The organism is Stenotrophomonas sp. STEN023, from assembly GCF_056760135.1.
In genome coordinates this window covers 1-26970 of sequence record NZ_JBRREF010000039.1, presented here as the reverse complement: position 1 = coordinate 26970, position 26970 = coordinate 1, and the positions used below count along the sequence as shown (strand labels likewise).

Genomic DNA, 26970 nt, shown 5'->3' with positions numbered 1-26970 from the left:
CTTTGCTGCGCAAAAGGGAGGGGGCAACAGCATTACAGCGCCTGCTTTGCCGCCACTGCCGCTTGCCCGCGCAATTCAGGAATCGCCAGGCTTTCCCACAGGCGACCAATGCGCAGACTGCCGAGCACCTGCACGCGCGGCTCAACCACGCCATCGGCATCAATCAAGCTGCCGTCCGGCGCTGTATCCAGACCAATCCCATGCGGGCCGGCACGACCCACGCCACTGCCCAGCAACTGCTGCAGCAGTGGATTGCGCATCGCCTGTGCACGCATCTCCACGCCGGTGGCATTGACCACGCATTGCACTTCCAGCTGCAGCGGGCGACGTTTGCGGTCCTGCGCATACAGGCAGACACAGGCGCCCTCGGCGACAGCGGTCTCCAGCCGACCACGATGCAGCTGCAGGCGGCCTTGCTGCTGCAGTTCGATCAACTGTGCGTAAAGATGCGTCGCAATCCGATGCCGATGCACATCCCAGTACCGCACCACATGCCGCAGGAAACGGCGCTGGTCATCTTCGGACAGCGTCTGCCACAGCTGCTGGCCCAACGGACGGATACGCTCCATCACGCTCTGCCAGGGAATATCGCGCGCAGCAGCCTCGGCTGCATGACGGCGCAGCGCGTGCAGGCGCTGGCGCAGGTTCATCGCCAGCAAGGGCTCGGGATCGTAGTCGGCCGCTGCGCCCTTGGCGTGTGGCAACGGCAACAAGGCGTGCCGCGACAGTACGTGGATCTTTCCGCGATGGCCGCTCGCCCGCAGGCTCGCCACCGTGTCGGCCATGCTCAGGCCGGAACCGATGATCGCCACGTCGACATTGCCGGCAATACCGGCAAGCGCTTCGTAATCCCAGGCCTCCACACGCTTGTCCGCAGCCAGGCTGCTGGCGCCACGCGCAGGCAATGGCCGCAGCGCATTGCCAACAGCAATGATCACGCGGCCGGCGCGCAACGGCCGGCCCGAATCCAAGGTCAGCAGCACGCCGCCCGTACCAGGCTCAAGCGCCTGCACGCGCGCGGCGACGATCTCCAGTTGCACCGGGCTGGCATCCACGGCCTGTTGCAGCCGTTGCCGCAGATAGGCGGCGTAGAGACCACGCGACACAAACATCGGCGCAATCTGCTCACGCGTCAGCGCGGGGAATGCCTGCGCGTCGCACAGGTAATCGAGGAAGTCATCGGGCTGTTCAGGGAAGCCGCTCATCTTCGCGACCGGCACGTTCAGTACGTGCTCCTCGCGGGTGGTGGCATAGGCCACGCCTCGGGCCAACGGCAGGTTCGGTTCAATCACCAGCAGGCGCAGCGGCTGGCTTGCGCCACGCAGTACGCCGATGGCGGCGAGTACGCCGGCTGCGCCACCACCAATGATGGCCAGATCACACAATGCGGGGGTATCGATAACACTCATCTGCCCGATTGTAGGCGATGCCGTACCCCTGCCTGATGCTGCACGGGCATGTATTCATGCTGGCAGGGCGGGAACTTTTTCACACAGCTGAAACACAAAACCCGCCTTTCGGCGGGTTCTGCTTGGAACAGCAGCTCAAACAATCCCTGGGGATTACTTGATCTTGCCTTCCTTGTACATCACGTGCTTACGAACAACCGGATCGTACTTGAGGAATTCCATCTTCCCCGGGGTGTTCTTCTTGTTCTTGTCGGTCGTATAGAAGTGGCCAGTACCGGCCGAGGAAATCATACGGACCTTATCGCGCTTGCCTGCCATGATCGTCTACTCCTCAGACCTTTTCGCCGCGCGCACGCAGCTCAGCCAGAACGGAATCGATACCGTTCTTGTCGATGGTGCGCAGTGCATGCGCGGAAACACGAAGCTTGATCCAGCGGTTTTCGCTGGCAACCCAGAAACGGCGCTCGTGCAGGTTCGGCAGGAAACGACGACGGGTCTTGTTGTTGGCGTGCGAGACGTTGTTACCCGTCTGCACTCGCTTGCCGGAAACTTGGCATACGCGGGACATTGCGCACCTCGGTAATGTTGATGACTTCCTTAGCCAGGAAGACGGCGGCCCCGGCGGTTACCCGCCACGCGTCATGGGAATCAAAGGGTTACGCTGACGAGGATGGCCAGATGACGTGTTCCCGGCCACCGATCCGGAGAATTCCGGACACAGCGAGCCGCGTATTATGCCCAGACCAGGCCCGGCTTGCAAATCCAAGCCCGTGCGGGCGGCCCTTGCCCCATTCAGGCTGAGCGCAGCTCCCGCCATGCCGCCCGCGCCACGTTCCAGGCCGAGCGCAGGAACAGCAGCAGCAAGGCCACGGCAATCAGCAGGTCCGGCCAGCCGGCGCCAAAGGCCCATACCGCCAGTGCGGCCAGGATTACCGCGCTGCCTTCGTAGACGTCATTCAACGAACAGGCCCAGGCCGAGGCCAGGTTGATGTCGCCCTGCCGGTACGGCCACAGCAGGCGCAGGCAGAACAGATTGGCGGCAAGGTTGAGCAGGGCGGCGATACCCATGCTCTCGAACAAGGGCAGATGTGGATGGGCCAGCTTCCAGGCGATGCCTGCGGCGACCGCGATTGCCGCGCACAGAATGAAGACCGCCTTGAGCATGGCGACGCGCGCCTTGGCAGCAAGGCTGGCGCCGACCACGGCCAGGCTGAGTGCGTAGGTGAGCGCATCACCGAGGTTGTCCAGGCTGCCGGACAGCAATGAGGCCGAGCCACTATGCCAGGCGGCGAGCATCATCATCACGAAGGTGATCAGGTTGATCGCCAGCACCTGGTACAGCACGCGACGCTGCTGCGCCTGCATGCGTTCGACTTCCAGGGTTTTGCCGCAGCCGCAGCAGTCGCTCATCTTGGTTCCGGAAGAATGTTCTGCTGGATTATCGCGCTGATGTGGGCTTGTAGATACAGGTGAAGCAACAGCAAAAGCTGAAGCGGTAGTGCCGAGCCATGCTCGGCAGGGGCCTTACCAGCAAGAGCTGCCCTCACCCCAACCCCCGCTCCGCGCCCCGGCCCTTGCGCTGGCGCAAGGGCGTTCGATGGGCAGCGAACCTGCGGTTCGCAAGCTGCCCCTCTCACCCCGTAAACGGGAGAGGGGCGGAAACGGTAGTGCCGAGCCATGCTCGGCAGAGGCCTTGCCAGCGAAAAGCTTGCCCTCACCCCAACCCCTCTCCCGTAAACGGGAGAGGGGCTACAAGCGGAGCAAAGGCTTCAAGCAAAAGCAAAAGCCTCAAGCCAAGCAGGCGCTACTTTCCATTCCGATGCAGCCAGCGATACAGCACCGGCAACACCAACAACGTCAACAACGTGGAAGAGACAATGCCGCCGATCACCACCGTTGCCAGCGGCCGCTGAACTTCCGAACCCGCGCCTACGTTGAAGGCCATCGGCACGAAGCCCAGCGATGCCACCAACGCAGTCATCAGCACCGGTCGCAAGCGGCCAAGCGCGCCTTCGCGCACCGCCACATCCAGACTGCGGCCCTGCTCGCGCAGATGGCGAATGAAGCTGATCATCACCAGCCCGTTGAGCACGGCCACACCGGACAACGCGATGAAGCCGACGCCAGCCGAGATCGACAGGGGAATGCCACGCAACGCCAGCGCCAAGACGCCGCCAGTCAGTGCCAGAGGCACACCGCTGAACACGATGCTGGCATCGCGCGCCGAGCCGAAGGCCCAGAACAGCAAGGCGAAGATCAGCAACAAGGTCACCGGCACCACTACCGCCAGACGCTGGCTGGCCGAGATAAGCTGCTCGAAACTGCCGCCGTATTCCACCCAGTAACCAGCCGGCACCTTTACCTGCGCATCGATGGCCTGCTGCAACTCGCTGACGAAGCCACCGAGGTCGCGGTCACGCACGTTGGCGGTGATCACGATGCGGCGCTTGCCGTTGTCGCGGTTGATCTGGTTTGGACCTTCGCTGCTTTCGATGCTCGCCAATTCACGCAACGGAACCGTGCGCGCATCACCACTGCGCCAGCCACCCGCGCGGCTGGATTCGTCGGCGCTGTCCTGTGCCAACGCAGGTTCCAACGACACCGGCAGATCAGCCAGTGCCGCCGGATCCTGGCGGATGTTTTCGGGCAGGCGTACGACGATGTCGAAACGACGATCACCTTCGAACAACTGCCCGGCCACGCGCCCGCCAACCGCGGTGGAGACCGTGGACTGCAGCTGGCCCGGGTTGAGTCCGTAACCGGCCAAAGCCGCACGATTGGGCGTAACCGTCAGCAGTGGCAGGCCACTGGTTTCCTCCAGCCGCACATCAGCCGCACCCGGCACCTTGTTGGCGACCACGACGATGCGCTGGCCGACCTGCGCCAGGGTCTCCATGTCATCGCCGAACAGCATCACCGCCACGTCGGCACGCACGCCCGAGATCAACTCATTCATGCGCATCTGGATCGGCTGGGTGAACTCGTAGTTGTTGCCGGGCAACTCCTCCACCGCAGCTTCCAGTTCGGCCAGCAGCTGGCTGCGCGGCTTGCGCGGGTCCGGCCACTGCTTGCGCGGCTTCATCATGATGAAGGTATCGGCGACCGAGGGCGGCATCGGGTCGGAGGCGACTTCCGGCGTGCCGATCTTGGAGAACACCTTCTCCACTTCCGGCAGCTGCTGCAGGCGCGCTTCCACCTGCTTCTGCATGTTCACCGATTGGGTGAGGCTGGTGCCGGGGATGCGCATCGCGTGCATGGCGACATCGCCTTCATCAAGATTGGGCACGAACTCGCTGCCCAACCGCGTCGCCAACAAACCGCAACCAACCACCAGCAGCAAGGCACCGGCAACCACCAGACGCCCTCGCCGCATCACCCAAGCCAACAGCGGCTCGTAGCGTGCACGCAGCCATGCCATCAGCCGGTTTTGTTTCTCCTCCACGCGACCACCGAGGAACATTGCAATCGCCGCAGGAACGAAGGTCAGCGACAGCAGCATCGCGCCGCTCAGTGCGAGCACCACGGTAATCGCCATCGGGTGGAACATCTTTCCTTCGACACCGGTCAGCGCGAAGATCGGCAAGTACACCGCGGTGATGATGCCCAGCCCGAACAGACTCGGCCGGATGACTTCTGCAGTGGCACTGGCGGTTTCGGCGAAGCGTTCCTCGCGGGTCATCGCCCGGCCCAGCGCGTGCGTGCGTTCGCCGAAGCGACGCAGGCAGTTCTCGATGATGATCACCGCGCCATCGACGATCAGGCCGAAGTCCAATGCGCCAAGGCTCATCAGATTGGCGGAGACACCGCCACGCGCCATGCCGGTCAGGGTGAACAGCATCGCCAGCGGAATCACCGCCGCGGTGATCAGCGCCGCACGGAAGTTGCCCAGCAACAGGAACAACACCACGATCACCAACAACGCGCCTTCCAGCAGGTTCTTGGCGACGGTTTCGATGGTGCGGTCGACCAGCGCGGTGCGGTCATAACTTGCGGTGACGGTGACGCCTTCGGGCAGGCTGCGCTGCGCCTGTTCCAGCTTCGCCGCAGCGGCCTGTGCCACCTCGCGGCTGTTTGCCCCGACCAGCATCACCACCGTACCCATCACCACTTCGTGGCCATTCTGGGTGGCGGCACCGCTGCGTAGTTCCGGCCCTTCGCCGACATCGGCAACGTCATGCACATGGATGGGCACGCCTTCGCGGCGGGCCAGCACGATGTTGCCGATTTCCTCCAGTCCCGCGACCTGCCCGGGCACGCGCACCAGGAACTGCTGGCCGTTGCGCTCGATATAGCCGGCACCGATGTTCTGGTTGTTGCCTTCCACCGCTTCGGCAACATCATCCAGGGTGAAGCCGAGTGCACGCAGCTTGGCCGGATCCGGGGTGATGTGGATCTGCCGCTGGTAGCCACCAATCGTATTGACCTCGGTAACACCGGGCACATTGCGCAGCTGCGGCCGCACCACCCAGTCCTGCAAGGTGCGCAGGTCGGTGGCGGTATACGGCGAACCATCGGGCTTGCGCGCCTTGGGATCGGCGTCGATGGTGTACATGAAGATTTCGCCAAGACCGGTGGCGATCGGCCCCAGCTGCGGGTCCAGGCCTTCCGGCAATTGCGACTTCACCTGCTGCAGGCGCTCGGCCACCTGCTGGCGGGCGAAGTACAGATCGGTGCCATCCTTGAACACCACCGTCACCTGCGACAGGCCGTAACGCGACAAGGAACGCACCTGTTCGAGTTTCGGTAGACCCGCCATCACCGTTTCCACTGGATAGGTGATGCGTTGTTCCGTCTCCAACGGCGAATAGCCGTCGGCAGCGGTGTTGATCTGTACCTGTACGTTGGTGATGTCGGGCGTGGCGTCGATGGACAGGCGGGTGAAGCTCCAGCTGCCGATCGCGATCAACGCGAAGGTAAGCACCATCATCATCCAGCGATGGGCGATGGCACTGCGGATGATGCGCTCAAGCATGGCGGCGTCCTCCGCGTTGCTTGCGGCCATGATCAATGTTCATGCGCGGCCCCCGCCTTGCCGATATCGGCCTTGACCACATAGCTCTGCTCGACCACGACCTGCTCGCCAACGCGCAGGCCGTCCTTGATCTCGACCTTGCCGGCATCGCGTGCGCCCAAGACCACCGGGCGCGCGGTATAGGTATCGCCGTCACGCACGAACACCACATCGCTGCCTTCCATGGTCTGCAGTGCGGAGAGCGGCACCACAACCGCCGCAGGCTGCATCGCCACCACGATGCGTGCCTTCACCGCGGCGCCGGGCCGCCACAGGCCATCGTCATTGCGCACGCTGGCGCGGGCCACGGTGCTCTGGCTTGCGGTGGCGGTGCCTGGCAGCACGCGTTCCAGCGTGGTGGTCTGGCTGACGCCATCGGTCATGCGGGTCACCGTGACCGGCACACCGGCGGTGATGTGCTGGGTGTCCTTGCCGAAGATATGCAGGTCCACCCACAACTCGGACAGGTCGCCGATTTCGAACAGTGGCGCGCCCTCGCCCGCCACAGCACCCACCTGGGCCTGCCGCGACAACACCACGCCGCTGATCGGCGCGCTGACGCTGTAGGTGGTCAGGCTGAGATTGCTGTCGATGCTGGCCAGGGCCTGGCCGGCGCTGACGCGGTCGCCCACATTGGCCCGCAGTGTGCGTACCGGCCCAGGAAAGCGCGCCGTCACCTGCGCGACGCGACCATCGACCGGCGTCAACAAGCCCTGCACTTCGTGCTCATCGGCGATGGTACCGGCCTGCACGGCAGCGCTGCGGATGCCGGCCTGCTCGGCCATGGCGGCCTTGATGGTGGTGCTTTCAGCTTCGGCCTCCTCGCCCTCTTCGTGGGCGTGGCCCGCTGCTTCACCACCCTTCTCTTCGTCATGGCCGTGGCCAGCTTCTTCCGCGGCGCCCGCGCCGGCTTCAGCTGCCGGCTTTGCGCCGCAGCCCACCAACAACAAACTCATTGCCAGCACGCCGGCGGCTACAACATTCATCGGACGGCTCATCGTGCGTTCTCCACGGCAACGGTTGCATCGGTGGCCAGCATTCCCTGGCCGGTAAGACGCTGGATCTCTATCAGCGCGGTTTGTGCGGCGATGGCTGCATCCAACTGGCGCTGGCGCGCCTCGATGCGCATGGCCTGCAGCTGCGCCCACTCCATGTAGCTGGCGGCACCGGCGCGCCAGGCGCGTTCGGCGGCGCGCTCGGCCTTCTGCAGCTGCGGCAGAACATCGGCCTGCATGCGCTGCACTTCCAGTCTTGCGGCGACATAGCGGCCGTGTGCTTCGGCAAGGGTGGCGTACAGCTGCTGCTGGCGGGCCTGGCGTTGATACGGCAGCAGGGCGAGATCGGCTTCTGCCTCGCGGATTTCAGGCGCGGCGCGGCGGGCACTGCCCAGTGGAACGCTGAAGCCACCGACCAGTGACGTCGCATTGTCGGCGCGGCTGTTGCGCACGCCAACCTGCCAGTTCCAATCCGGACGGCTGCGGGTACGCACCAGCTGCAGCTGGGCTTCGCGGATGCGTTGTTCGCCGAGCAGTTCGGCCAGTTCCGGTGCGCGTTGCAGCTCTTCATTGAGCAATGCGAAATCGCGCAGTGCGGGCAGTTGCAGCGCATCGCCACTCACCGCCTTGAAGTCTGGCGCACGTGCGCCCCACAACGCGGCCAGCGACAGCCGCGCTGCGCTGGCTTCTTCGATTGCGCGATCGCGATCCAGTTCGGCCTGCGCCAGCATTGCCTGCGCGGTGAACAGTACCGACTCCGGCGAGGCGCCAGCCTGTAGCCGCAGGCGAGCAGCGGCAACCGCGCGGCGGCGCTGCTCGATATCGGTGTTGGCGATCTGCAATGCCGACTGCGCTTGCGCTACGGCGAGATAGCGTCGCGCGGTCTCTGCCAGCAGATCGAGTCTGGCGGTGGCACGTTGCGGCGCCAAGGCATCGATATTGGCCTGGGCCAGCATGCGGCGGGCGTCGAGCTTGTCGCCGCGCTCCAGCACGCCGGACAGGCTGACCGTGGCTTCGGCGCCCTGCACGCCGCGGGTATCACCGCTGCCGAGCAGGTTCTCCAGTTCCACGCCCAGCTGCATCGGCGGGCGCAGCAGCGCTGCATCGCGACGGGCTTCAAGTACGGGGCGCTGCGCGTCGATCAGGCGCAGTTCGGGGTGATCAAGGGCAACGCGAACGATGGCATCGTCCAGCGTCAACGGCACAGCAGACGCCGGCACCTGCGCATACACGCGCGGCACCAGCGCAAAGGCGACAACAGCCGCCAGGCGCATCCACATGGGGTTTCTCCAGATAGCAGGTTCAGACGTGGGGACCGGCCAAGGGGCCGGGACGTCAGACGGCTATCGGGGGGCGGAACAGACTCTCGGTCGGGTGCGAGACCGCTTGCGTGCCCAGGATGGCGACGGCCTGCTGTGCAGGCGGCGATGCCACGATCCAGGCGGGAGTGACGGTGGGCAACACGCCGCCGTGACCGTGGCAGTCTACGCAATGCACAAGCGCGTGCAGCAATGCATTGGCGCTGTCCTCGGCATCCGGGGCAGTCGCCAGCTTGGCGTCGTCGTGCTCATGCACGTCGGCACCGATGTCGGTGTGCGCCAGCATGTGGATGTCGGTCAGTGCTGCGGCCAGCGACGTGCCGAACACGCCTATGCCGACCAGCGCCAGCATCAGCAGGCGTAGCAGGTGGAGGCGGCGGTGGCGCAGGGCGTGCAGCATCGGCGCAGGTTAGCGGGTGCTTGTGGGGTTACACAATCGCAAGAGCTGCGGGGTGGTTCAGCTGAAGGCTGTTGCCCCTCCCCTTTGGCGCAGCCAAGGGGGAGGTTGGGAGGGGGGGCTTTTCTTGTGGCTTTGGGTCACGGCGAAGAGCACCCCTCCCCAGCCCTCCCCTTGGCTACGCCAAAGGGAGGGAGCCAGAAGCAGCCCTCCCCTGCGCGTTGCGCAAGGGAGGGAGCAAGGCCTTACTTCGCTGCTTTGCGCTCGGCGATGTAGGCCTGGATCTGCTGTTCCAGTACCGGCAGCGGCACCGAGCCCTGCTTGAGCACGGCGTCGTGGAAGCCCTTGATGTCGAACTTGTCGCCCAGTTCCTTCTCGGCCTGCGCACGCAGCTTGACGATGGTGATCTCGCCCAGCTTGTAGCTCAGCGCCTGTGCCGGCCAGGAGATGTAGCGGTCCACTTCGGTGGTGACTTCGTGCTCGCTCAGCGCGGTGTGATCACGCAGGTAGGCAATCGCGCGGTCGCGGTCCCAGCCGTAGTGGTGTACGCCGGTATCGATCACCAGCCGGCAGGCGCGCCACATTTCATAGGTCAGGCGGCCGAAGTCTTCGTACGGGGTCTGGTAGATGCCCATGTCGACGCCGAGCTTCTCGGTGTACAGGCCCCAACCTTCGCCATAGGCCGAGATGTACGCGGTGCGGCGGAACTCGGGCTGACCGGTCTGCTCGGCGGCAAGCGCGCCCTGCAGGGCGTGGCCCGGGTCGGACTCGTGCAGGGTCAGTGCCGGCAGGTTGTACAGCGGGCGCGCCGGCAGGTTGTAGGTGTTGAGCCAGTAGGTGCCCATGCCGCCACGGCCGGCGGTCCAGAACGGGGCGATATCCGGCGGCACCGGCACGATGGTGAAGCGCGCACGCGGCAAGGTCATGAACTTGCCGATCACGCCGTCCACGCGCTTGGAAATCCACGCCGCACGCCACAGCAGTTCGTCCGGCGTCTTGGCGTAGAACTGCGGGTCGGTGCGCAGGAATTCGAGAAAGTCAGCGAAGCGGGTCTGCTCGCTTTTGCCCTTGAAGCCGACCTTGTCGATGATGGCGTTCATTTCCTGCTGGATGCGATTCACCTCGGCCAGGCCCTGTGCATGGATCTGCTGCGGGCTCAGGTCCAGGGTGGTGTATTCGCGGATCTGCTGGCGGTAGAACTCCTTGCCGCCCGGCATTTTCTCGGCGGCCAGGGTGGTGCGCGACTGCGGCACGTATTCCTGGCGGTAGAAGGTCAGCAGCTTGCCGAACGCCGGCACCACGCTGCCGCTGATGGCCTGCCTGGCCTCGGCCTGCAGCTTGGCCTGCTCGGCGGCAGGAATGCTGTTGGGCAGCTTCTTCAGCGGCTCGTACAACGGCGACTCGGTCGGGTCCTTCAACTCGGCCACGGTCGAGATGGACACATCGCGGCCTTCCAGCACCGCACGCGGTACGCTGAAACCACGGGCAAGACCGGCGCGCATATTGACCATCTGCTGGTCGAAGTAGCGCGGCACATCGTTCAAGCGCGCGATGTAGTTGCGGTAGTCGTCCGCGGTCTTCATCTCACGGCGGGCCATGAAGCTGAGGTTGGACCAGAACGAGGAATCCGAATTGAACGGCATCTCGTAGCTACCAAGCCGCACTTCATCGGCCAGGCTTTCGACCTGGTAGTGATAGATGGCGTAGCTGATCTGGTTTTCGGCCGAGAGCTTGGCCGGGTCGATGGCCTTGAGCTGGCCCAGCACCTCGTCCCATACCTTCAGGCGTGCCTGCTGTGCAGCGGCGCTGACGTCGGGCAGGCGCGTGCTGTTGGCCGGTGCGTCGCTGTCTTCGCTGGCTTCACCGCCGCCGGTCTGACGCCAGGCCCATTCTTTCTCGTAGATGGCCTTGAACTGCTCATCCAGCGACTGGGTGGCCAGCGTGGCCGGGGCCGACGGTGCGGCGGCAAAGGCCGGGGTGGCGCTCAGGCCAAGGGTGAGCAGCAGCGCAACGGTCAACGGTGATTTCACGATCGGTATTCCCCAGGTGATTCATTCACCCCGATCATCGCATTGAAGCTGCCACCCGACCTAGACGGATTCGGGCGGCAAACCGCCGGATTTGGGCACAGTCACCCGCTCAGTGGCTGGCCTTGTCGCGCTGCCAACCACGGTGCTTGATGTCCAGGCGCAGGCTGTACAAGGCGGTGAATGCCGGGAACAGGTTCTGCACCACGCCTACCGCGTCCTGTTTGGACGAGAACAGGAAGTAGCTCAGCGTCATCAGGCTGCCGAGCACACTCATGTACCAGAACAGGCGCGGGATCACCGGCTTGCCGGCGCGCCGCGAGGCGACGAACTGCACCAGCCAGCGGCCACCGAACATCAACGCGCCGGTCAGGCCGATCAGCTTCCACGGCGACATGTGCACGCCGGTCCACTCCAGCCACACCAGCGGTTGGTTCATGAAATCCATGCTCAGACCTCTTCCACCGCAGTGCGCTTGGAACGGGTGATCAGCCAGGCCACGCCGCGCAGGTCGCGGATGCCGACCAGCGCCCGGCCAAGATTGTTGTACTTGGACACACCGGCGGTGCGATGACGATGGTTGACCGGCACGCTGACCGTCTGCCAGCCGGCACGCTGCATCAGTGCCGGCAGGTAGCGGTGCATGTGGTCGAAGTACGGCAGGTCGAGGAAGGCAGCGCGCTCGAACAGTTTGATGCCGCAGCCAGTGTCCGGGGTGTCATCGCGCAGCATGCGCGCGCGGATGGCATTGGCCCACTTGCTGGCCCAGCGCTTGCTGCCCGAATCCTGGCGGTTGACGCGCCAGCCGGCGAACAGCCTGACCTGCGGTTCGGCCTTGGCGCGGGCGGCCAACAGCTTGGGGATGTCGGCCGGGTCGTTCTGGCCGTCGCCATCGAGGGTGGCGATCCACGGCGCGCGAGCTGCCTTGACGCCGGTGCGCACTGCCGTGCTCTGCCCGCTCTGGCTGACGTGGTGCAGCACCCGCAGTTCCGGGTTGGCGGTTTTCAACGCCTGCAGCACCTGCAGGCTGTCGTCCTTGGAGTTGTCGTCGACGTAGACGATCTCGAAATCGATCTGGCCACGCAGCGCGGCGGTGATTTCATTGACCAGCGGCGCGACGTTGTCGCGTTCGTTGAAGACGGGAACAACCACCGAGAGGCTGGGCTGGTTCATTGCTGGTTCCGCAGGTTGTGCATTTGAAGAAAGGTCACGCATTTTCCAAAACTCAACTTAGCGGAAGGTGAGTCAGGCGCTTGACCCGAAGTAGCTACGGCACCACTCCACCACCGGCGGCAGGCCCAGTTCGATCGGCGTGTCCGGCACGTAGCCGAAGGCGGCCTGGGCGCGCGAGGTGTCGGCCATGGTTTCCACCATGTCGCCCGGCTGCATCGGCTTGTAGACCTTGTGCGCCGGGTGCCCCGCGGCCGAGGCAATCACGTCGATGAAGTGTTCCAGCTCCACCGGGGTGTGGTTGCCCAGGTTGAACACCTGGTGGGGTGTGGCCTGGGCGGAGGGATGCGACAGCGCCCCGAGGATACCGGCGACGATGTCAGAAACATGTGTGAAGTCACGCCGCATGTGGCCGTTGTTGAACACGTCGATGCTGCGTCCGGCCAGCACCGCGCGCGAGAACAGCAGCGGTGCCATGTCCGGCCGGCCCCAGGGGCCGTAGACGGTGAAGAAACGCAGGCCGGTGGCCTTCAGGCCATACAACTGCGCATAGGTATAGGCCATCAATTCATTGGCGGCCTTGGTGGCCGCGTACAACGAGCGCGGCTGGTCCACGCGCTGGTCTTCGGAGAACGGCGGCGTGGCCGAGTTGCCATACACCGAGCTGCTGGACGCATAGACCAGATGCTGCACGCCGCGGTGCCGGCACAGCTCCAGCATGTTGACGAAGCCGACCAGGTTGCTTTCGACGTAGACGTGCGGGTTTTCAAGCGAATAACGCACGCCGGCCTGCGCGGCCAGGTGGATCACCTGCGTCGGCTGGATCTCATCGAACAACGCAGCCAGGCCATCGCGGTCGGTGAGGTCGAGTGTGCGCAGGTCCAGTTGCGGGCACAGCGCGGCCACGCGATCGCGCTTGAGCTGCGGATCGTAGTAGTCGTTGTAGTTGTCCAGCCCGACCACACGCTCGCCGCGTGCGATCAGGGCCTGGCAGGTATAGGCACCAATGAAACCGGCGGCGCCAGTGACGAGTATGGTCATGCAGGAAGTCCAGACAGGTGTTCGCGGGCCGGATTATGCCGGCCCGGCTCGATGACATCACCGATGTCGTTGTCGCTCAGCAGGTCGATCAAGGCATCGGCACCTTCGCGCAGCTTCAAGGCCATTTCCTGCGGGTACAACGGCACCACGGAAAGGAACTCGATGCTGGTGTCGTCATCGATCACCAGGGTGTCGAAATCCTCCGGTGCCGACAATGCCAGCAACAGGATCGCACCATCGAACTCCACGCCGGGCGCATACGGCTGGGCCGGATCGCCGTTAGGTACCGTGTGGGTCAAGCCCAGCCAGGTGTTGTGCTTGTGCGGCAGCCGCGCCAGCGTCTTGAGCAGACGGATGGGCCAGTAATTGCGCTCGTCCTGCAGCTGGGCATGCTCCAGCGGCCAATCGCCCTGCAAGGTCAGCATCAGCTCCAGATAGGGCGAGACCTCAACATCATCCGGCAGCTGCATCGGCAGATCGCTCATGCCGGAGGTGACCAGGCGCGTATTCGGGCAGTCCCCGCACGGCGGCACCACATGGATGTCCACGTGCACGGTGTCGGAGATGATTTCATGCAGCACGCTGGCTATCGGCCCGAGATGGTGCTCGATGTGTGCGCTGATCGCCCCAACATGCGAATGGCCGCGTGCGGGCTGAAAATCACTGGCATGGCCGTGACCCAGCATGCGGCTGCCGCCGGGGCTCATTTCGTCACCTGTGTTGCTCATGCACTGCTCCGGTTGGTGGCCACGAGCATCGCCCCTGCCTCACCACAGGGTGAGCGGCGCGTCCTTGGCCAGGGTTTCCTTGCGTTCCTTGCTGTACGCCCACCACGGCTGCGGCGCGTCGCCGCCCATGAAGCGCACCACCGACAGGAACACATCGATCACGCAGGGATCGTGCACCACGCCGGTTTTCAGGCATAGCTGTGCATACATATCGTAGGCATCACGCCCGCGCAGGTGCGCGGGAACCCGGATTCCGATCAAGCGGAGATCCTTTTCACAGGCCGGCCCGACATTCGGCAGGTCGGTCAGACGCAATAGATGATTGCGGTCGACCTTGGTTGGGTTCATTGCCTTGCGTGCACCTCGTTGGGGAAGAACTGCGTCAGCCGTTCTGGCGGACGCGCAACCGCTCCAGCACGCCGTCCAGCGTGTCCAGATCGGTGTAATGGATGACCAGCTTGCCCTTGCCGCCGCGGCCGTGGCTGATGGCGACTTTCGCGCCCAGCGATTCGGACAGCTCGGTTTCCAGTGATGCGATATCGGCCTGCGGCGCGCTCGGCGACGGCTTGGCCTTGCGTGCGCCCGGCACCTTGCCGGCAGCGAACTGCTGCGCGCGGTGCTCGACTTCACGCACCGACCAGCCCTGCTCGGCGGCTTCTTCGGCCAGCTTGGTGGCCAGTTCCGGCGCCAGCGTCAGCAGCGCGCGGGCATGGCCCATTTCCAGGCGGCGGGTTTCCAGCAGCACGCGCACGCCGATCGGCAGATCGATCAGGCGCAGCAGGTTGGACACCGAGGCGCGCGAGCGGCCAACCGCCTGCGCGGCTTCGGCGTGGGTCAGGGTGAACTCGCTGACCAGCCGTGCCAGTGCTTCGGCTTCTTCCAGCGGATTGAGGTCTTCGCGCTGGATATTCTCGATCAGCGCCATCGCGATGACGGTACGATCTTCGAGCTCGCGCACCACTGCCGGCACTTCGTCCAGCCCGGCCAGGCGCGAGGCGCGCCAACGGCGCTCACCGGCGATGATTTCGTAGCGGCCACCTTCGATCTGGCGCACCAGGATGGGCTGGATGATGCCCTGCGCCTTGATCGAGTCGGCCAGTTCGGCCAGCTTGCCCTCGTCCATGTCGCGACGCGGCTGGTACTTGCCGGGTTGCAGTTGGTCGATGGGCAGCTTGCGCAGCACTTCGCCGGGTTGCGGCTCGGCGACGGCAGCGACGGTGACCGGGGTGACTGCGCCCTTCGGGCCCAGCAATGCATCAAGACCACGGCCAAGACCGCGCTTTTTCGCTGCACTCATCAGACAGCCTCCACGGCCCGGGAGGGCTGCTTGCGTTCGTTGTTGCGGCGGATGATCTCGCCGGCCAGGCCCAGGTAGGCAACGCCGCCGCGCGAGGCGCGGTCATAGCCGACGATGCTCTGGCCATGGCTGGGCGCCTCGGCCAGGCGCACGTTGCGTGGCACGATGGTGCGGAACACGCGGTCGCCGAAGTACTCGGTGAGCTGCGCCGACACCGCGTTGGCCAGGTTGTTGCGCACATCGAACATGGTGCGCAGCACGCCTTCGATTTCCAGCGCCGGGTTGAGGTTGATCTTCAACGCGTCGATGGTCTCGACCAGCGCGCTCAGGCCTTCCAGCGCGTAATACTCGCACTGCATCGGCACGATCACCGAGTCGGCGGCGGCCAGCGCATTGAGCGTCAGCAGCGACAGCGCCGGCGGGCAGTCGATCAGGATGTAGTCGTATTGATCGCGGATGGGCGCCAGCGCGCGCTTGAGGCGCTGTTCGCGCTCGCCCTGGTCCATCAGCTGGATCTCGGCCGCGGTCAGGTCGATGTTGCCTGGCAGCAGGTCGAAGCCTTCCGGCGTGGTGACGCGCACTTCGGCGGCGGTGATCTCGCCCAGCAGCAGGTCACAGGTGGACGCAGCCACCTCACGCTTGTCCACACCACTGCCCATGGTCGCGTTGCCCTGCGAGTCCAGGTCGACCAGCAGCACGCGCTTGGGCGCGGCGGCAAGGGAAGCAGCCAGATTGACAGCCGTCGTGGTCTTGCCGACGCCGCCTTTCTGGTTGGCGATGGCGATGATGCGAGCCATGCAGGAGAGCCTCGTTGGCGAAGTTGGACTGGTCATTATGGGGGTAGCGGCGCGCAGGCGGAAATCGGTTTCCGGGTAACGGGCGGCTTTGGGGTGGGAATGTGCCCTGATTTGGCCATACCCCCTCCCTTTGGCGCAGCCAAGGGGAGGGTTGGGGAGGGGGCGCTTTTGGCCTTGGCCGCGGGGATTGCCCGGAACTACTGCTTTAGCCCCTCTCCCGTTTACGGGGTGAGAGGGGCAGCTTGCGAACCACCGGTTCGCTGCCCATCGAACGCCCTTGCGCCAGCGCAAGGGCCGGGGCGCGGAGCGGGGGTTGGGGTGAGGGCAGTTCTTAGCCTTGGCCGCTAAAGCCCCTGCCGAGCATGGCTCGGCACTACGCTCCGCCCTTGCTCAAAGCCCCTCTCACGCTTGCGGGAGAGGGGTTGGGGTGAGGGCAGCTTTTGGCCTTGGCCGGTAAAGCCCCTGCCGAGCATGGCTCGGCACTACGCTTTAGCCCCTCTCACGCTTGCGGGAGAGGGGTTGGGGTGAGGGCAGCTTTTGGCTTTGGCTGGTAAAGCCCCTGCCGAGCATTGCTCGGCACTACGCTTTAGCCCCTCTCACGCTTGCGGGAGAGGGGTTGGGGTGAGGGCAGCTTTTGGCCTTGGCCGGTAAAGCCCTTGCCGAGCATGGCTCGGCACTACCGATCTAGCCCTTGCGCTCCACCACCACCAGATGCCGGTCACCAACCAGCCCCGGCACCTGCAGCGGGCGTACTTCCAGCACCTGCCAGCCGGCGGGCAGCTGGGCAATCTCTTCGTGCGGGTACACACCCTTCATCGCCAACAGCTGGCCGCCGGGGCGCAGCAGATGACCGCCAACCTCGATGATGCCGGCCAGCGTATCCATGGCACGGGCAGTGAGATTGTCATAAGCACCCGGCTCGTCCAGCGCTTCGGCGCGGGATTCGGCGACGCGGGCATTGCTCAAACCGAGCTGGCGCACGGCCTCGCGCATGAAGCGGGCCTTCTTGCCGTTGCTCTCGACCAGGGTCACCTGCAGCTGCGGATGGGTGATGGCCAACGGAATACCCGGCAAGCCAGGGCCGGTGCCCAGATCGGCCAGGCTGCCGCTGCTGACATGCTCGGCCATGGCCAGCGAGTCGAGCAGATGGCGGGTGACCATTTCGCGCGGATCGCGGATGGCGGTGAGATTGTAGGTGCGGTTCCAGCGCACCAGCAGGGTCAGGTAAGCCAGCAGGGGCTTGGCCAAAGCGGCGTCCAGACCCATGGCCTTCAAGCCGTGGTCGAGGTCGCTGGCGACTTCGCGCGGGAGAGTGGTGTCGTTCATGGCGGGGATTATCGCAGGAGTGACTGCTTGAGCCCCCTCCCTTGTGCCGAAGCGTAGCTTTGCCCCCTCCCTTGCGCGTAGCGCAGGGGAGGGTTGGGGAGGGGTGCTCTGGATCTGGCTTTTGATCTGTCGCGCAGGGCAAGAGCAACGGCGACAGCTACCCCTCCCCTGCGCTTCGCGCAAGGGAGGGAGCAAAACCACCCCTCCCCAACCCTCCCCTTCGACTTCGTCGAAAGGGGGGGGCGAAAGCTACAGCGGATACCACGCCAGCGCGGCGCGGAAATCCTCCGTCGCCTGCCACTCATATAGATGCCAGCGGGCCGCATCACCAAGTCCCGGGTCGCACCACACCAGCTGCAAGGCCCCCGCCGCGTCCGGCGCAAAGCGCAGCTTGTTCAGCCCGAACGAAATGCCATGCCCGTGTGCCTTCAGCAATGCCTCCTTGGCACACCACACACGGAAGAACCACTGCTCGCAACCGCTGTCGTCCAACGCATCCAGCCAGGCAATCTCATCCGGATGGAAATAGCGGCGGATCACCTCGCGCATCTGCTTGCGTGGCCGCTGCCGCTCCAGGTCCACGCCCAGGCGTGCGCCCTCGCCCAGCGCCACCAGCAAATGGCCTCCGCTGTGGCTCCAGCCGGTGCCGTAATGCGCCAGCTCGCCGATCAGCCAGGGCCGGCTGCGCTCATCGCGGGTCAGTGGCAAGGCCGCCGGCGTGGTGTCGAAAACACCGGCCAGCAGCTCGCGGGCCTGCGGCTCACCGCGGGTGCCCGGGGTGTGCGGCAACAGCCACACGTCGACCTGGCCAAACTGCCAATCGCTACCCGCCGTGCTCATGCTGAACAGGCTCCTGCCCGGACAAACATGTTCTTAACGCCACTACGCGTTGACTGTCGCCACCGCACCTTTCGGGGTGCTTCATGGCAGGGAGGTTCGCGCATGGGCATCATCATCTGGTTGATTATTGGTGGCGTCGTGGGTTGGCTGGCCAGCATCATCATGCGCCGCGATGCGCAGCAGGGCATCATCCTGAACATCGTGGTGGGCATCATCGGCGCCATGATCGCCGGCTTCTTCTTCAGCGGCGGCAGCATCAATGGCGCGATCACCTTGCGCTCGTTCCTGTTGTCACTGGTTGGCGCGGTGATACTGCTTGCCATCGTCAATCTGTTCACACGCAAAAGCGTGCGTTAAACGCTCTGGCGCCGATTCGACCAAGGCCCGGCTGGCAACAGCCGGGCCTTGTTGTTTCAGCCCTGTGCCAGCTGCACCCAAGCCGGGGCGTGATCGCTGGGGCGTTCCCAGGTACGCGGCTCACGGTCAATACCGGAGGCGACAGCGCGCGGCTTGAGCGCATCGGAGACCAAGGTCAGATCGATGCGCAGGCCCAGATTGCGGCGGAAACCCGCGGCACGGTAATCCCACCAGCTGAAGATGCCAGCCTCGTCGTTGTGCAGGCGGAAAGCATCGTGCAGACCCAGATCAAGCAGCTTCTGCAGGCCGGCGCGCTCCGCGGTGGAGGTGAGAATGTGGTTCTCGTTCCAGACGCTGGTATCGGGCACATCGCGCTCATCCGGCGCGATATTGAAATCACCCATCACCACCAGCTGCGGGTGTTTCTGCAGCTCGGCTGCGATCCAGCTGTGCACAGCCTCCAACCAACGCAGCTTGTAGGCGTACTTGTCGGTGCCCACGTCCTGGCCGTTGACCACATACAGATTGATGATGCGCACACCGTTGACGGTGCCGGCGATCACCCGCTTCTGCTCGTCCTCGAAATCGGGAATGCCGATCTGCACGTCTTCGATCGGATGCCGCGACAGCAGCGCCACGCCGTTATAGGTCTTCTGCCCGGCGAACACGTTGCGGTAGCCCAGTTCCAGCAGCCGCGTATCGGGGAACTTGTGGTCCTCCAGCTTGGTTTCCTGGATGCCGACCACGTCGGGGGCAAAGTCGGCCAGCCACTGTTCCAAGTGCGGCAGGCGGACATTGAGCGAATTGACGTTCCACGAAGCGATTTTCATGCAGGGGATTCTAGCCGGGGCTGGGAACAAAGACCCTCCTTTCAGCTGAAGGCCGCAGCAACCAGCCCCCTCCCTTGCGCCGAAGGCGCAGGGGAGGGTTGGGGAGGGGTGCTTTGGCTTTGGCTTTGGCTTTGGCTTTGGCTTTGGCTTGCAGCCAACAGCATGAGCAAGATCAAAAGCTCCCCCCACCCACCCCTTCGGGGCAGTCCCCCGCAGGCGGGAGAGGGAACGGCGATGGTTTCCCGCGCTTCGTGAGTCACCCCACCCGCCAAACCCCGCAAACCACAACAAAACCTATCGGGTGAATGTCGGGGAATACACTTTTTCAGCGTTCCGATTCGCGCAGACTGCCTCTCAAAGTGAGGGGAAGCAATGCGTAGCAAGCTGTTTGTGCCCGGCGCACGTCCGGAACTGTTCGACAAGGCCTTGGCCAGTGCGGCCGATGCCCTGTCCTTCGATCTGGAGGATTCCGTCCCCGAGGCTGGCAAACAGGCGGCACGTGCGGCCATCGCCAGCTTCCTTGCCCGCGCCGACGTGCTTGCCAGCAACAAGCTGCTGATCGTGCGCAGCAATGCCACCGACAGCCCGCACTTCGCCGCCGATCTGGCTGCGATGGCAGTGCCCGGCCTGTGGCTGCTCAATATCCCCAAGGTGGAATCGGCCGCGCAGGTGCGTCAGGTGGTTGTCGCGCTGGAACGGGCCGAGGCCGCCAACGGCGTCACCCGCCCGATCGGCCTGCTGCTGAATATCGAAACCCCGCGTGGCTTGCGTCTGGCCGCTGAACTGGCTGGCGCGCATCCGCGCGTTGCTGGCCTGCAGCTGGGGCTGGGCGATCTGTTCGCGCCCAATGGCATCGCCCGCACCCCGGCCAATGTGCATGCGGTGCTGTTCGCGGTGAAAATGGCCGCCACCGAAGCGGGCGTGTTCGCCTGTGACGGGGCTTGGCCGGATGTGGCCGATGCCGAGGGCTTCCGCACCGAGGCCATGCTCGCGCAGCAGTTGGGCTATATCGGCAAGAGCTGCATCCATCCACGCCAGGTAGGCCAGGCCAATGTGATCTTCAGCGTGGCCGAGGCCGAACTGGACGAAGCACGGCGTATTGTTGCCGCCGCGCAGGCGGCCAGCGACCTTGGCCGCGGCGCGTTCCTGTTCGAGGGCCGCATGATCGATGTGCCCTACCTGCGCCGGGCCGAAGCCCTGCTCGCCGGCGCCCTGCGCGCCTGATCTTTCCACCGGCGGTTCGCCGCCACGCCGTTCATTACCGGGGTTCCATCCATGCCCACGCCCATGGCCACTGCGCTCGCCGCGCTGTCGCACCGCTTCTCGCTCGGCTTCCGCCTGCTCGTTGTCACCACCTTGCTGGCACTGGCCGGCACCGCGGCTGCCGACGAGAGTTTGAATGCAGTGAAGCCCGGCTCGCTGCCGGCATTGCCGGAGACCGCGCCGGTGCAGCAGCTGCTGGATGTCGATGGCCGCCTGCTGGCGCGCTCAGGCGACAAGGCCTGGCTGCTCGACAAGAATGGCAAGGCGTGGACGCCGGCTACCGGCATCAGCAACGAGGTGGTGCAGGACATCGTCCGCAACGGCGACAAAACCTGGGTGCTGACCGGCCCGGATGCGAGCCACAGCAATCAGCTGCAGCAGCTCACCCTCAAGGGCGAAAGCCTCGGCAAGGGGCAGTCGCTGGCACTGCCATCACCACTGAGCAATGCACACGCAGCCGCGCTCGACGGCGCACTATTCGTAGCCGGTGTCGACGACAGCGGCGTGATCCAGCTGTACAAAAGGCCGGCTGATGCCGCGCAATGGCAGCCGCAGCCGATCTGGCCGGGCGCTGCCGCGGTTGTCGCCCTGCAGGCGCAGAAAGGCGCGCTGTATGCGGTGGTCGGCAACAACGGCGCGCAGCAACTGCTGCGCTGGAACGCAGAGAAGGGCTGGCACGAGCTGCCCGCCATCGGTGGCGACGTTGTCCCGGGTTCGTTGCGTGCACTCGGCCAGGCGCACTTGCTGATGCAGGTGACCGACGCGGTTGGCAGCAGCCACGCGCGCACCTTCCACACCATCACCAGCGCCTGGGCTGATCTGGCCGATACCGATGCCAATGCACCGCTGGCCAGCGCCAGCTGGGGCAATGGCCTTGCCTGGGCAAACGCCGATGGCAGTCTGCACACCTTTGAACTGCAGAGCGGCAAGCATCTGCTGGGCTGGATGGACTGGACGGTGATCATCATCTACCTCGGCGCGATGCTGGGCATGGGCGCCTACTTCTACTTCCGCGAGAAGCGCGCCAGCACCGCCGACTTCTTCGTCGGTGGCCGCAGCATTCCGTTCTGGGCAGCCGGCGTGAGCCTGTACGCCACCAACACCAGTTCGATCAGCTTCATCGCCATTCCGGCCAAGGCCTTCGAAACCAACTGGCAGTACCTGACCAATAACCTGATCGCGGTGTTGGGCCTGATGTTCGTGGCGGTGTGGATCGTGCCGCTGCTGCGTCGCCTGGATTTGATGAGCGTGTTCTCCTACCTGGAAACCCGCTTCCATCCGGCCATCCGCATGCTCGCCAGCGCGCTGTGCATCGTCATGCAGATCGGCGCGCGCATGAGCGTGGTGCTGTTCCTGCCGGCGTTGGCCATCGCCACCATCACCGGCATCAGCGTGGTGTGGAGCATTATGATGATGGGCGTGTTCACCATCCTCTATACCGCGATGGGCGGCATGAAGGCGGTGATCTGGACCGACTTCGTGCAGGTGATCGTGAAGATGGGCGGCGCGATCTTCGCGATCCTGTTCATCGTGTGGACGCTGAAGGGCGGCTTCGGTGAATTCGTCGCCACCGCGGCGATGGAAGACAAGACCAAACTGTTCGACTTCAGCTTCGACCTGACCAAGGCCACGGTGTGGGGCTTCATTTTCCTGGTCGTGTTCGACGTGGTGCTGACCTTCCCCAAGGACCAGGTGCTGATGCAGCGCACCCTGGCCACCAAGTCGGACAAAGAAGCCGGCCGTTCGATCTGGGCCTTCGCTGCGATCATGATCCCGGGCGGCTTCATCTTCTACGGCATCGGCACTGCATTGTGGGTGTTCTACAAGAACAACCCGCAGCGCCTTGACCCGCTGCTGCCGATCGATGCGACCTTCCCGCTGTTCATCGCCGCCGAGTTGCCGCCCGGCGTCACCGGCCTGATCATCGCCGGCGTGTTCTCCGCGGCGATGGCGACCTTGTCGAGCATCATGAACAGCGTCTCCACGCTGATCTCGGTCGACTTCTACGAGCGCCTGGCCAAGAACCCGACCCCACGCAAGAGCGTGCTGTTCGCCGAGATTTCCACGGTGCTGGTCGGCCTGACCGCGATTGGCCTGGCGCTGATCATGACCCGCTACGACATCCACTCGCTGTTCGACGTGTCGATCGAACTGGCCGGCCTGCTCGGTGGTGGCTTTGCCGGTGCCTATACGCTGGGCATGTTCACCCGCCGCGCCAACTCGGCCGGCGTGGCGATCGGCGTCGCCTCCAGCATCGTGCTGACCTTCGTTGCCTGGTGGTACAGCCTGGTGCATCCGTACTTCTACCTGGCCATCTCGATCTTCCTGTGCATCGTGATCGGCTACGTGGCCAGCCTTTTCTTCCCGGCCCCGAACCGTTCGTTGAAGGGCCTGACCATCTACAAGCAGGACGCGGTGTGAAGACCCGTCTGCACGCCGCTGCGGGCCGGTTCCGCGGCGGCGTGAAGCCAGCTTCAGCAAAGACCATGACGTTGGTCGGATCGCGCCGCCACGCCCGCTGGTGTAGTTTGGCGCGCAGCTGAGAGGTCTAATCGCGTGGAAACCCAGTTTCTCAATACCTTTGTCACCGTGGTCGACCGTGGCTCCATGGCCGCGGCGGCGCGCATGCTGCACATCACCCCCGCCGCCGTTGCCCAGCAGATCCGCACGCTGGAACGCGAGCTGGGCGCTCCGCTGATCGCCCGCGCCGGCCGCACCGTCAGCGTCACCGAGGAAGGTGCGCGCATCCTGCAGCGCGCGCGTGACCTGCTGCGTGGCGTGGCCGATCTGCGCAGCGTCGCCAACGAAAGCGGCATGGCCGGCGAACTGCGGCTGGGCGCCTGCCCGACCGCGCTGGGCGGGCTGGTGCCGGACATCCTGGCGCGGATGGTGGCCAAGTTCCCCGAGATCAACGTCTTCATCAAACCCGGCTATTCGTCTGACCTGTACGGCGCGGTGGAAGCGGGTGATCTGGATGCGGCGATGGTGCTGCAGGCACCGTTCTCGCTGCCCAAGACCTGCGACTGGCAGCTGCTGCGTGAAGAGCCGCTGGTGGTGTTGGCACCGGCGCGCCTGGCCGGTGCCGACCCGCACCAACTGCTGCGCGAAGAGCCCCTGATCCGTTACGACCGCCACGAATGGGGCGGCCGCCAGGCCGATGAGTACCTGCGCAAGGCCGGCATCGTGCCGCGTGAACGGTTCGAGCTGAATGCGCTGAATGCGATCGCGGTGATGGTGGATCGTGGATTGGGTGTGTCGCTGGTGCCGGATTGGGCCAAGCCGTGGCCGGAAGGGATCTCGGTGGTGCGCATTCCCCTGCCTGAACCCAGCGAGCCGCGCCGTATCGGCATGGTCTGGTCGCGCTCCTCGGTGCGCCTGCGTCAGGTCAACGTGCTGCTGGACGAGGCGCGCACGGCGTTGTTGCAGCCTACCGACTGAGCGCAATGCCCATGTAGTGCCGAGCCATGCTCGGCAGGGGCGTTACCCGTAGAGCCCCTGTAGTGCCGAGCCATGCTCGGCAGGGGCCTTCCCGGTCCTGTTGGATTTCCTGGCAAGGCCTCTGCCGAGCATGGCTCGGCACTACAGGTCGGTTGTCCGGCAATGCCGCTGCAGGCGCCGTCACCCAATCGCAACAAACCCTAGGCTTTGAACATACACAGGTGCGCTTCTATCGCGCCAAGGGCCCGCCTAGGCTTCGCCCAACGTCGGAGTTGCGCCCGGTGCCCGCCTGGTCGGGGACCGAAAACAGCAAACGGCAGGATCAAAGGGGCGCTAGTCCCCGTCGCTTTCTGGCTCTGCCGGCTCCCAGTCCGGTCGCGTCACACATTCAAACCTGGGGGAGAGAACAACATGATCAAGCCACTTTCGGCCGCCATCAGCGCCGTGCTGCTCGCCAGCGCGATGAGCCCGGCCTTTGCACAAGACGCTGCAACCACGCTGGACCAGGTGATCGTCACCGGTACCCGCACGCCGGTTGCCATCGACAAGGTCCCGGGTGCTGTCACCCTGATCAGCCCGGAGCAGGTGCAGCGCACCTTGAACCTGACCGAAGACGCCACTGCCGTGCTCGCACGCACGGTGCCGGGCTATTCCGAATCCTCGCAGGCGATGAGCAACTCCGGTGAGACCCTGCGTGGTCGCGTCGCGCTGCGCCTGTTCGACGGCGTGCCGCAGGGCTCGCCGCTGCGCGAAGGCAGCCGCAACGGCACCTTCACCGACATGGGCGTCATCGGCCGCATCGAAGTCATCAACGGCCCGTCCGCTGCTGAAGGCATCGGCGGCGCCGGCGGCGTGATCAACTACCTGTCCAAGAACCCGGACGTGGCTGGCCACGAAACCACAGTCACCACCCGCTACGGCACCCAGTTCAAGGACGACAGCGGCCAGTCCAAGATCGGCGTCACCCACACCTTCAAGGGCGACGCGGTCGACTACCTGATCAGCGGTGCCTACATCGACCGCGGCATCGCCTATGACGGCGACGGTCGCCGCGTTGGCCTGAACACCTCCGGTTCGCTGTCCGATTCGTATAGCAAGAACCTGTTCCTCAAGGGCGGCTACAACTTCGGCGAAGGCCAGATGCAGCGCATCCAGGCCAGCTACAGCAACTTCCACATCGGCGGCAAGCACAACTACATTCCGGTTGATGGCTGCCGCTTTGATGCAATCAAGTGTCCGAACCCGACCACCAATACCGCCGAAAAGGGCTCGATTGCTGGTTCGCTGGCCGAGTTCAACGACTTCGAACAGTTCGCGGTGAAGTACACCAATGCCGATTTCTTCGGCGGCGACCTGAGCGTTGACGCGTACTGGGCCGAGCAGGCCATGCGCTACGTGCCGGAAAACGGCGACGACCGCCAGCTGACCAAGCCGGCCCCGACCGATGACGCCCTGCGCATCTGGGACCAGTCGGAAATCAACAGCGAGAAAAAGGGCCTGCGCTTCGGCTACGCCTACGGCGACCTGTTCAAGGTTGAAGGCCTGCGCCTGCGTGCCGGCCTGGACCTGGTCGAAGACACCGCCGAACAGCGCCTGGCGCTGACCAACCGCCTGTGGGTGCCGCCGATGAAGTACACCAGCATCGCGCCGTACGCGCAGTTGAGCTGGGACATCGGTCCGGTGACGCTGGACGCTGGCGTCCGTCGTGAAGACGGCCAGCTGGAGATCGACAGCTACACCACCGTTGCCTTCCGCGACCACACCCCGGTGCAGGGCGGCAAGATGGACTACAAGGCCAACATGCCCAACTTCGGTGCGATCTGGCGCATCACCGATGAGTGGTCGGTGTTCGCTTCGTACTCCGAAGGTTTCGGCATCGCCAACGTCGGCATCCCGCTGCGCAACATCCAGGCCAGCAGCCCGTGCAAGGCCGTGTCCTGCATCGCCGACCTGCAGCCGTTGATCACCGAGAACAAGGAAATCGGCTTCAACTGGCGCGGTGCCAAGGGCCAGCTGGGTGCATCCGTGTACCGCTCGACCTCGGACTTCGGTTCCAGCCTGACCATTGACCCGGTAACCGAGGACTTCATCCTGACCCGCGCACCGGTCGAGATCGAAGGCTTCGAATTGAACAGCGCCTGGACCTTCAACGAGCAGTGGAAGGCCAGCTTCCTGTACTCGCGCATCCGTGGCCAGACCCAGTACTACCCGGGCTCGGGCCTGAAGAAGGAAATGGGCATCCTCGACATCTCGCCGGACAAGGTGAATGCCTCGGTGACCTGGACCCCGAACGATGACCTGAGCGCAACGCTGGGCGTGAGCAAGACCTTCAGCCGCGACCTGCGCGAGACCTTCGTCAACCCGGCCAACAATGCTGTCTACAAGAACGAAGAGAACACCTATGGCTACGCGCTGTGGGACCTCAGCGTGAACTACGACATCGGCCGTTATGGCCAGCTGGCACTGGGCGTGGAGAACGTGTTCGACAAGCAGTACGTGCTGACCTGGTCGCAGCTGCCGGGCTGGCAGAACTTCTTCTCCGGCCGTGGCCGGATGGTGTCGCTGACCCACACGTTCAAGTTCTGATAGCTGCAGTTTGAAAGCGGCGCCACAGGCAACTGTGGCGCCGTTTTTGTTTGCTGTTTGTTGTTTGTTGTTTTTGGGCGCGGGGGGTTCGGCGCCGAGGGGGAGAAAAAAAACGCACCCCCCCCCACCGACAACCCGA

At 64.7% G+C, this 26970-nt stretch carries 24 protein-coding genes; 5 read left to right on the top strand and 19 right to left on the bottom strand.

Going from position 1 to position 26970, the window contains the following annotated elements:
* Window positions 1-32: 32 nt before the first annotated feature.
* The 18 genes from ACVOLV_RS12445 to ACVOLV_RS12360 all read right to left on the bottom strand — a co-directional run bounded on the left by ACVOLV_RS12445 (window position 33) and on the right by ACVOLV_RS12360 (window position 18357).
* Window positions 33-1409, bottom strand: a complete 1377-nt coding sequence (locus ACVOLV_RS12445; RefSeq protein WP_481554665.1) for an FAD/NAD(P)-binding protein — start codon at window positions 1407-1409, stop codon at window positions 33-35.
* A gap of 153 nt (window positions 1410-1562) precedes the next feature.
* Window positions 1563-1730 carry a 50S ribosomal protein L33 gene (rpmG, locus tag ACVOLV_RS12440; RefSeq protein WP_172675037.1) on the bottom strand — a complete coding sequence of 56 codons (168 nt, stop codon included), beginning with the start codon at window positions 1728-1730 and terminating at the stop codon, window positions 1563-1565.
* A 10-nt stretch (window positions 1731-1740) separates the two neighbouring features.
* Window positions 1741-1977, bottom strand: a complete 237-nt coding sequence (rpmB, locus tag ACVOLV_RS12435) for a 50S ribosomal protein L28 (protein ID WP_057630274.1) — start codon at window positions 1975-1977, stop codon at window positions 1741-1743.
* Window positions 1978-2201: 224 nt separating this feature from the next.
* The gene (locus tag ACVOLV_RS12430; protein WP_481554664.1) at window positions 2202-2819 is read right to left on the bottom strand and encodes a cation efflux transmembrane domain-containing protein; all 618 of its coding nucleotides are present in this window, start codon (window positions 2817-2819) and stop codon (window positions 2202-2204) included.
* Window positions 2820-3213: 394 nt separating this feature from the next.
* Window positions 3214-6381 (bottom strand): efflux RND transporter permease subunit, encoded by a 3168-nt coding sequence (locus ACVOLV_RS12425; protein ID WP_481554674.1) that lies wholly within the window; start codon window positions 6379-6381, stop codon window positions 3214-3216.
* Window positions 6382-6413: 32 nt separating this feature from the next.
* A complete protein-coding gene (locus tag ACVOLV_RS12420; RefSeq protein ID WP_481554663.1) occupies window positions 6414-7418 on the bottom strand; it encodes an efflux RND transporter periplasmic adaptor subunit in 1005 nt (334 codons plus the stop codon).
* A complete protein-coding gene (locus tag ACVOLV_RS12415) occupies window positions 7415-8695 on the bottom strand; it encodes a TolC family protein (protein WP_481554662.1) in 1281 nt (426 codons plus the stop codon). The genes ACVOLV_RS12420 and ACVOLV_RS12415 overlap by 4 nt, the downstream gene beginning before the upstream one ends.
* Window positions 8696-8750: 55 nt before the next feature.
* On the bottom strand, window positions 8751-9134 hold the full coding sequence (locus ACVOLV_RS12410; RefSeq protein WP_481554661.1) for a hypothetical protein: 384 nt from the start codon (window positions 9132-9134) through the stop codon (window positions 8751-8753).
* A 242-nt stretch (window positions 9135-9376) separates the two neighbouring features.
* Complete coding sequence (locus ACVOLV_RS12405) at window positions 9377-11161, bottom strand: DUF885 domain-containing protein (RefSeq protein ID WP_481554660.1); 1785 nt, start codon at window positions 11159-11161, stop codon at window positions 9377-9379.
* 109 nt (window positions 11162-11270) lie between these two features.
* Window positions 11271-11606 (bottom strand): lipid-A-disaccharide synthase N-terminal domain-containing protein, encoded by a 336-nt coding sequence (locus ACVOLV_RS12400; protein WP_481554659.1) that lies wholly within the window; start codon window positions 11604-11606, stop codon window positions 11271-11273.
* A 2-nt stretch (window positions 11607-11608) separates the two neighbouring features.
* The gene (locus ACVOLV_RS12395; RefSeq protein WP_481554658.1) at window positions 11609-12331 is read right to left on the bottom strand and encodes a glycosyltransferase family 2 protein; all 723 of its coding nucleotides are present in this window, start codon (window positions 12329-12331) and stop codon (window positions 11609-11611) included.
* Window positions 12332-12403: 72 nt separating this feature from the next.
* Window positions 12404-13369 (bottom strand): NAD-dependent epimerase/dehydratase family protein, encoded by a 966-nt coding sequence (locus ACVOLV_RS12390; protein WP_481554657.1) that lies wholly within the window; start codon window positions 13367-13369, stop codon window positions 12404-12406.
* Window positions 13366-14097 (bottom strand): suppressor of fused domain protein, encoded by a 732-nt coding sequence (locus ACVOLV_RS12385; RefSeq protein WP_481554656.1) that lies wholly within the window; start codon window positions 14095-14097, stop codon window positions 13366-13368. Before ACVOLV_RS12385 ends, ACVOLV_RS12390 begins: the two co-directional genes overlap by 4 nt.
* A 39-nt stretch (window positions 14098-14136) precedes the next feature.
* Window positions 14137-14445 carry a helix-hairpin-helix domain-containing protein gene (locus ACVOLV_RS12380; RefSeq protein ID WP_481512802.1) on the bottom strand — a complete coding sequence of 103 codons (309 nt, stop codon included), beginning with the start codon at window positions 14443-14445 and terminating at the stop codon, window positions 14137-14139.
* Between the two features lie 34 nt (window positions 14446-14479).
* Complete coding sequence (locus ACVOLV_RS12375) at window positions 14480-15394, bottom strand: ParB/RepB/Spo0J family partition protein (protein WP_481554655.1); 915 nt, start codon at window positions 15392-15394, stop codon at window positions 14480-14482.
* Window positions 15394-16191, bottom strand: a complete 798-nt coding sequence (locus ACVOLV_RS12370; RefSeq protein ID WP_481554654.1) for a ParA family protein — start codon at window positions 16189-16191, stop codon at window positions 15394-15396. Before ACVOLV_RS12370 ends, ACVOLV_RS12375 begins: the two co-directional genes overlap by 1 nt.
* A gap of 684 nt (window positions 16192-16875) precedes the next feature.
* Window positions 16876-17517 carry a 16S rRNA (guanine(527)-N(7))-methyltransferase RsmG gene (gene rsmG, locus ACVOLV_RS12365; protein ID WP_481512799.1) on the bottom strand — a complete coding sequence of 214 codons (642 nt, stop codon included), beginning with the start codon at window positions 17515-17517 and terminating at the stop codon, window positions 16876-16878.
* A gap of 249 nt (window positions 17518-17766) precedes the next feature.
* Window positions 17767-18357, bottom strand: a complete 591-nt coding sequence (locus ACVOLV_RS12360) for a 4'-phosphopantetheinyl transferase family protein (RefSeq protein WP_481554653.1) — start codon at window positions 18355-18357, stop codon at window positions 17767-17769.
* Between the two features lie 102 nt (window positions 18358-18459).
* Between ACVOLV_RS12360 and ACVOLV_RS12355 the strand changes: the two genes are divergently transcribed.
* Complete coding sequence (locus ACVOLV_RS12355) at window positions 18460-18714, top strand: GlsB/YeaQ/YmgE family stress response membrane protein (RefSeq protein ID WP_481554652.1); 255 nt, start codon at window positions 18460-18462, stop codon at window positions 18712-18714.
* Window positions 18715-18770: 56 nt separating this feature from the next.
* Here ACVOLV_RS12355 and xth read toward each other — a convergent pair whose 3' ends face one another.
* Window positions 18771-19544, bottom strand: coding sequence for an exodeoxyribonuclease III (gene xth, locus ACVOLV_RS12350; RefSeq protein ID WP_481554651.1), 774 nt, complete (start codon window positions 19542-19544; stop codon window positions 18771-18773).
* A gap of 372 nt (window positions 19545-19916) precedes the next feature.
* Here xth and ACVOLV_RS12345 point away from each other — a divergent pair, with 372 nt between their 5' ends.
* From ACVOLV_RS12345 to ACVOLV_RS12330, 4 genes are all read left to right on the top strand, one after another.
* Window positions 19917-20768 carry an HpcH/HpaI aldolase/citrate lyase family protein gene (locus ACVOLV_RS12345; RefSeq protein ID WP_481554650.1) on the top strand — a complete coding sequence of 284 codons (852 nt, stop codon included), beginning with the start codon at window positions 19917-19919 and terminating at the stop codon, window positions 20766-20768.
* Between the two features lie 51 nt (window positions 20769-20819).
* Window positions 20820-23228, top strand: a complete 2409-nt coding sequence (locus ACVOLV_RS12340) for a sodium:solute symporter family protein (RefSeq protein ID WP_481554649.1) — start codon at window positions 20820-20822, stop codon at window positions 23226-23228.
* A 135-nt stretch (window positions 23229-23363) separates the two neighbouring features.
* Complete coding sequence (locus tag ACVOLV_RS12335) at window positions 23364-24245, top strand: LysR family transcriptional regulator (protein ID WP_481554648.1); 882 nt, start codon at window positions 23364-23366, stop codon at window positions 24243-24245.
* A gap of 411 nt (window positions 24246-24656) precedes the next feature.
* Complete coding sequence (locus ACVOLV_RS12330) at window positions 24657-26831, top strand: TonB-dependent receptor (protein ID WP_481554647.1); 2175 nt, start codon at window positions 24657-24659, stop codon at window positions 26829-26831.
* The last annotated feature ends 139 nt before the right edge of the window (window positions 26832-26970 follow it).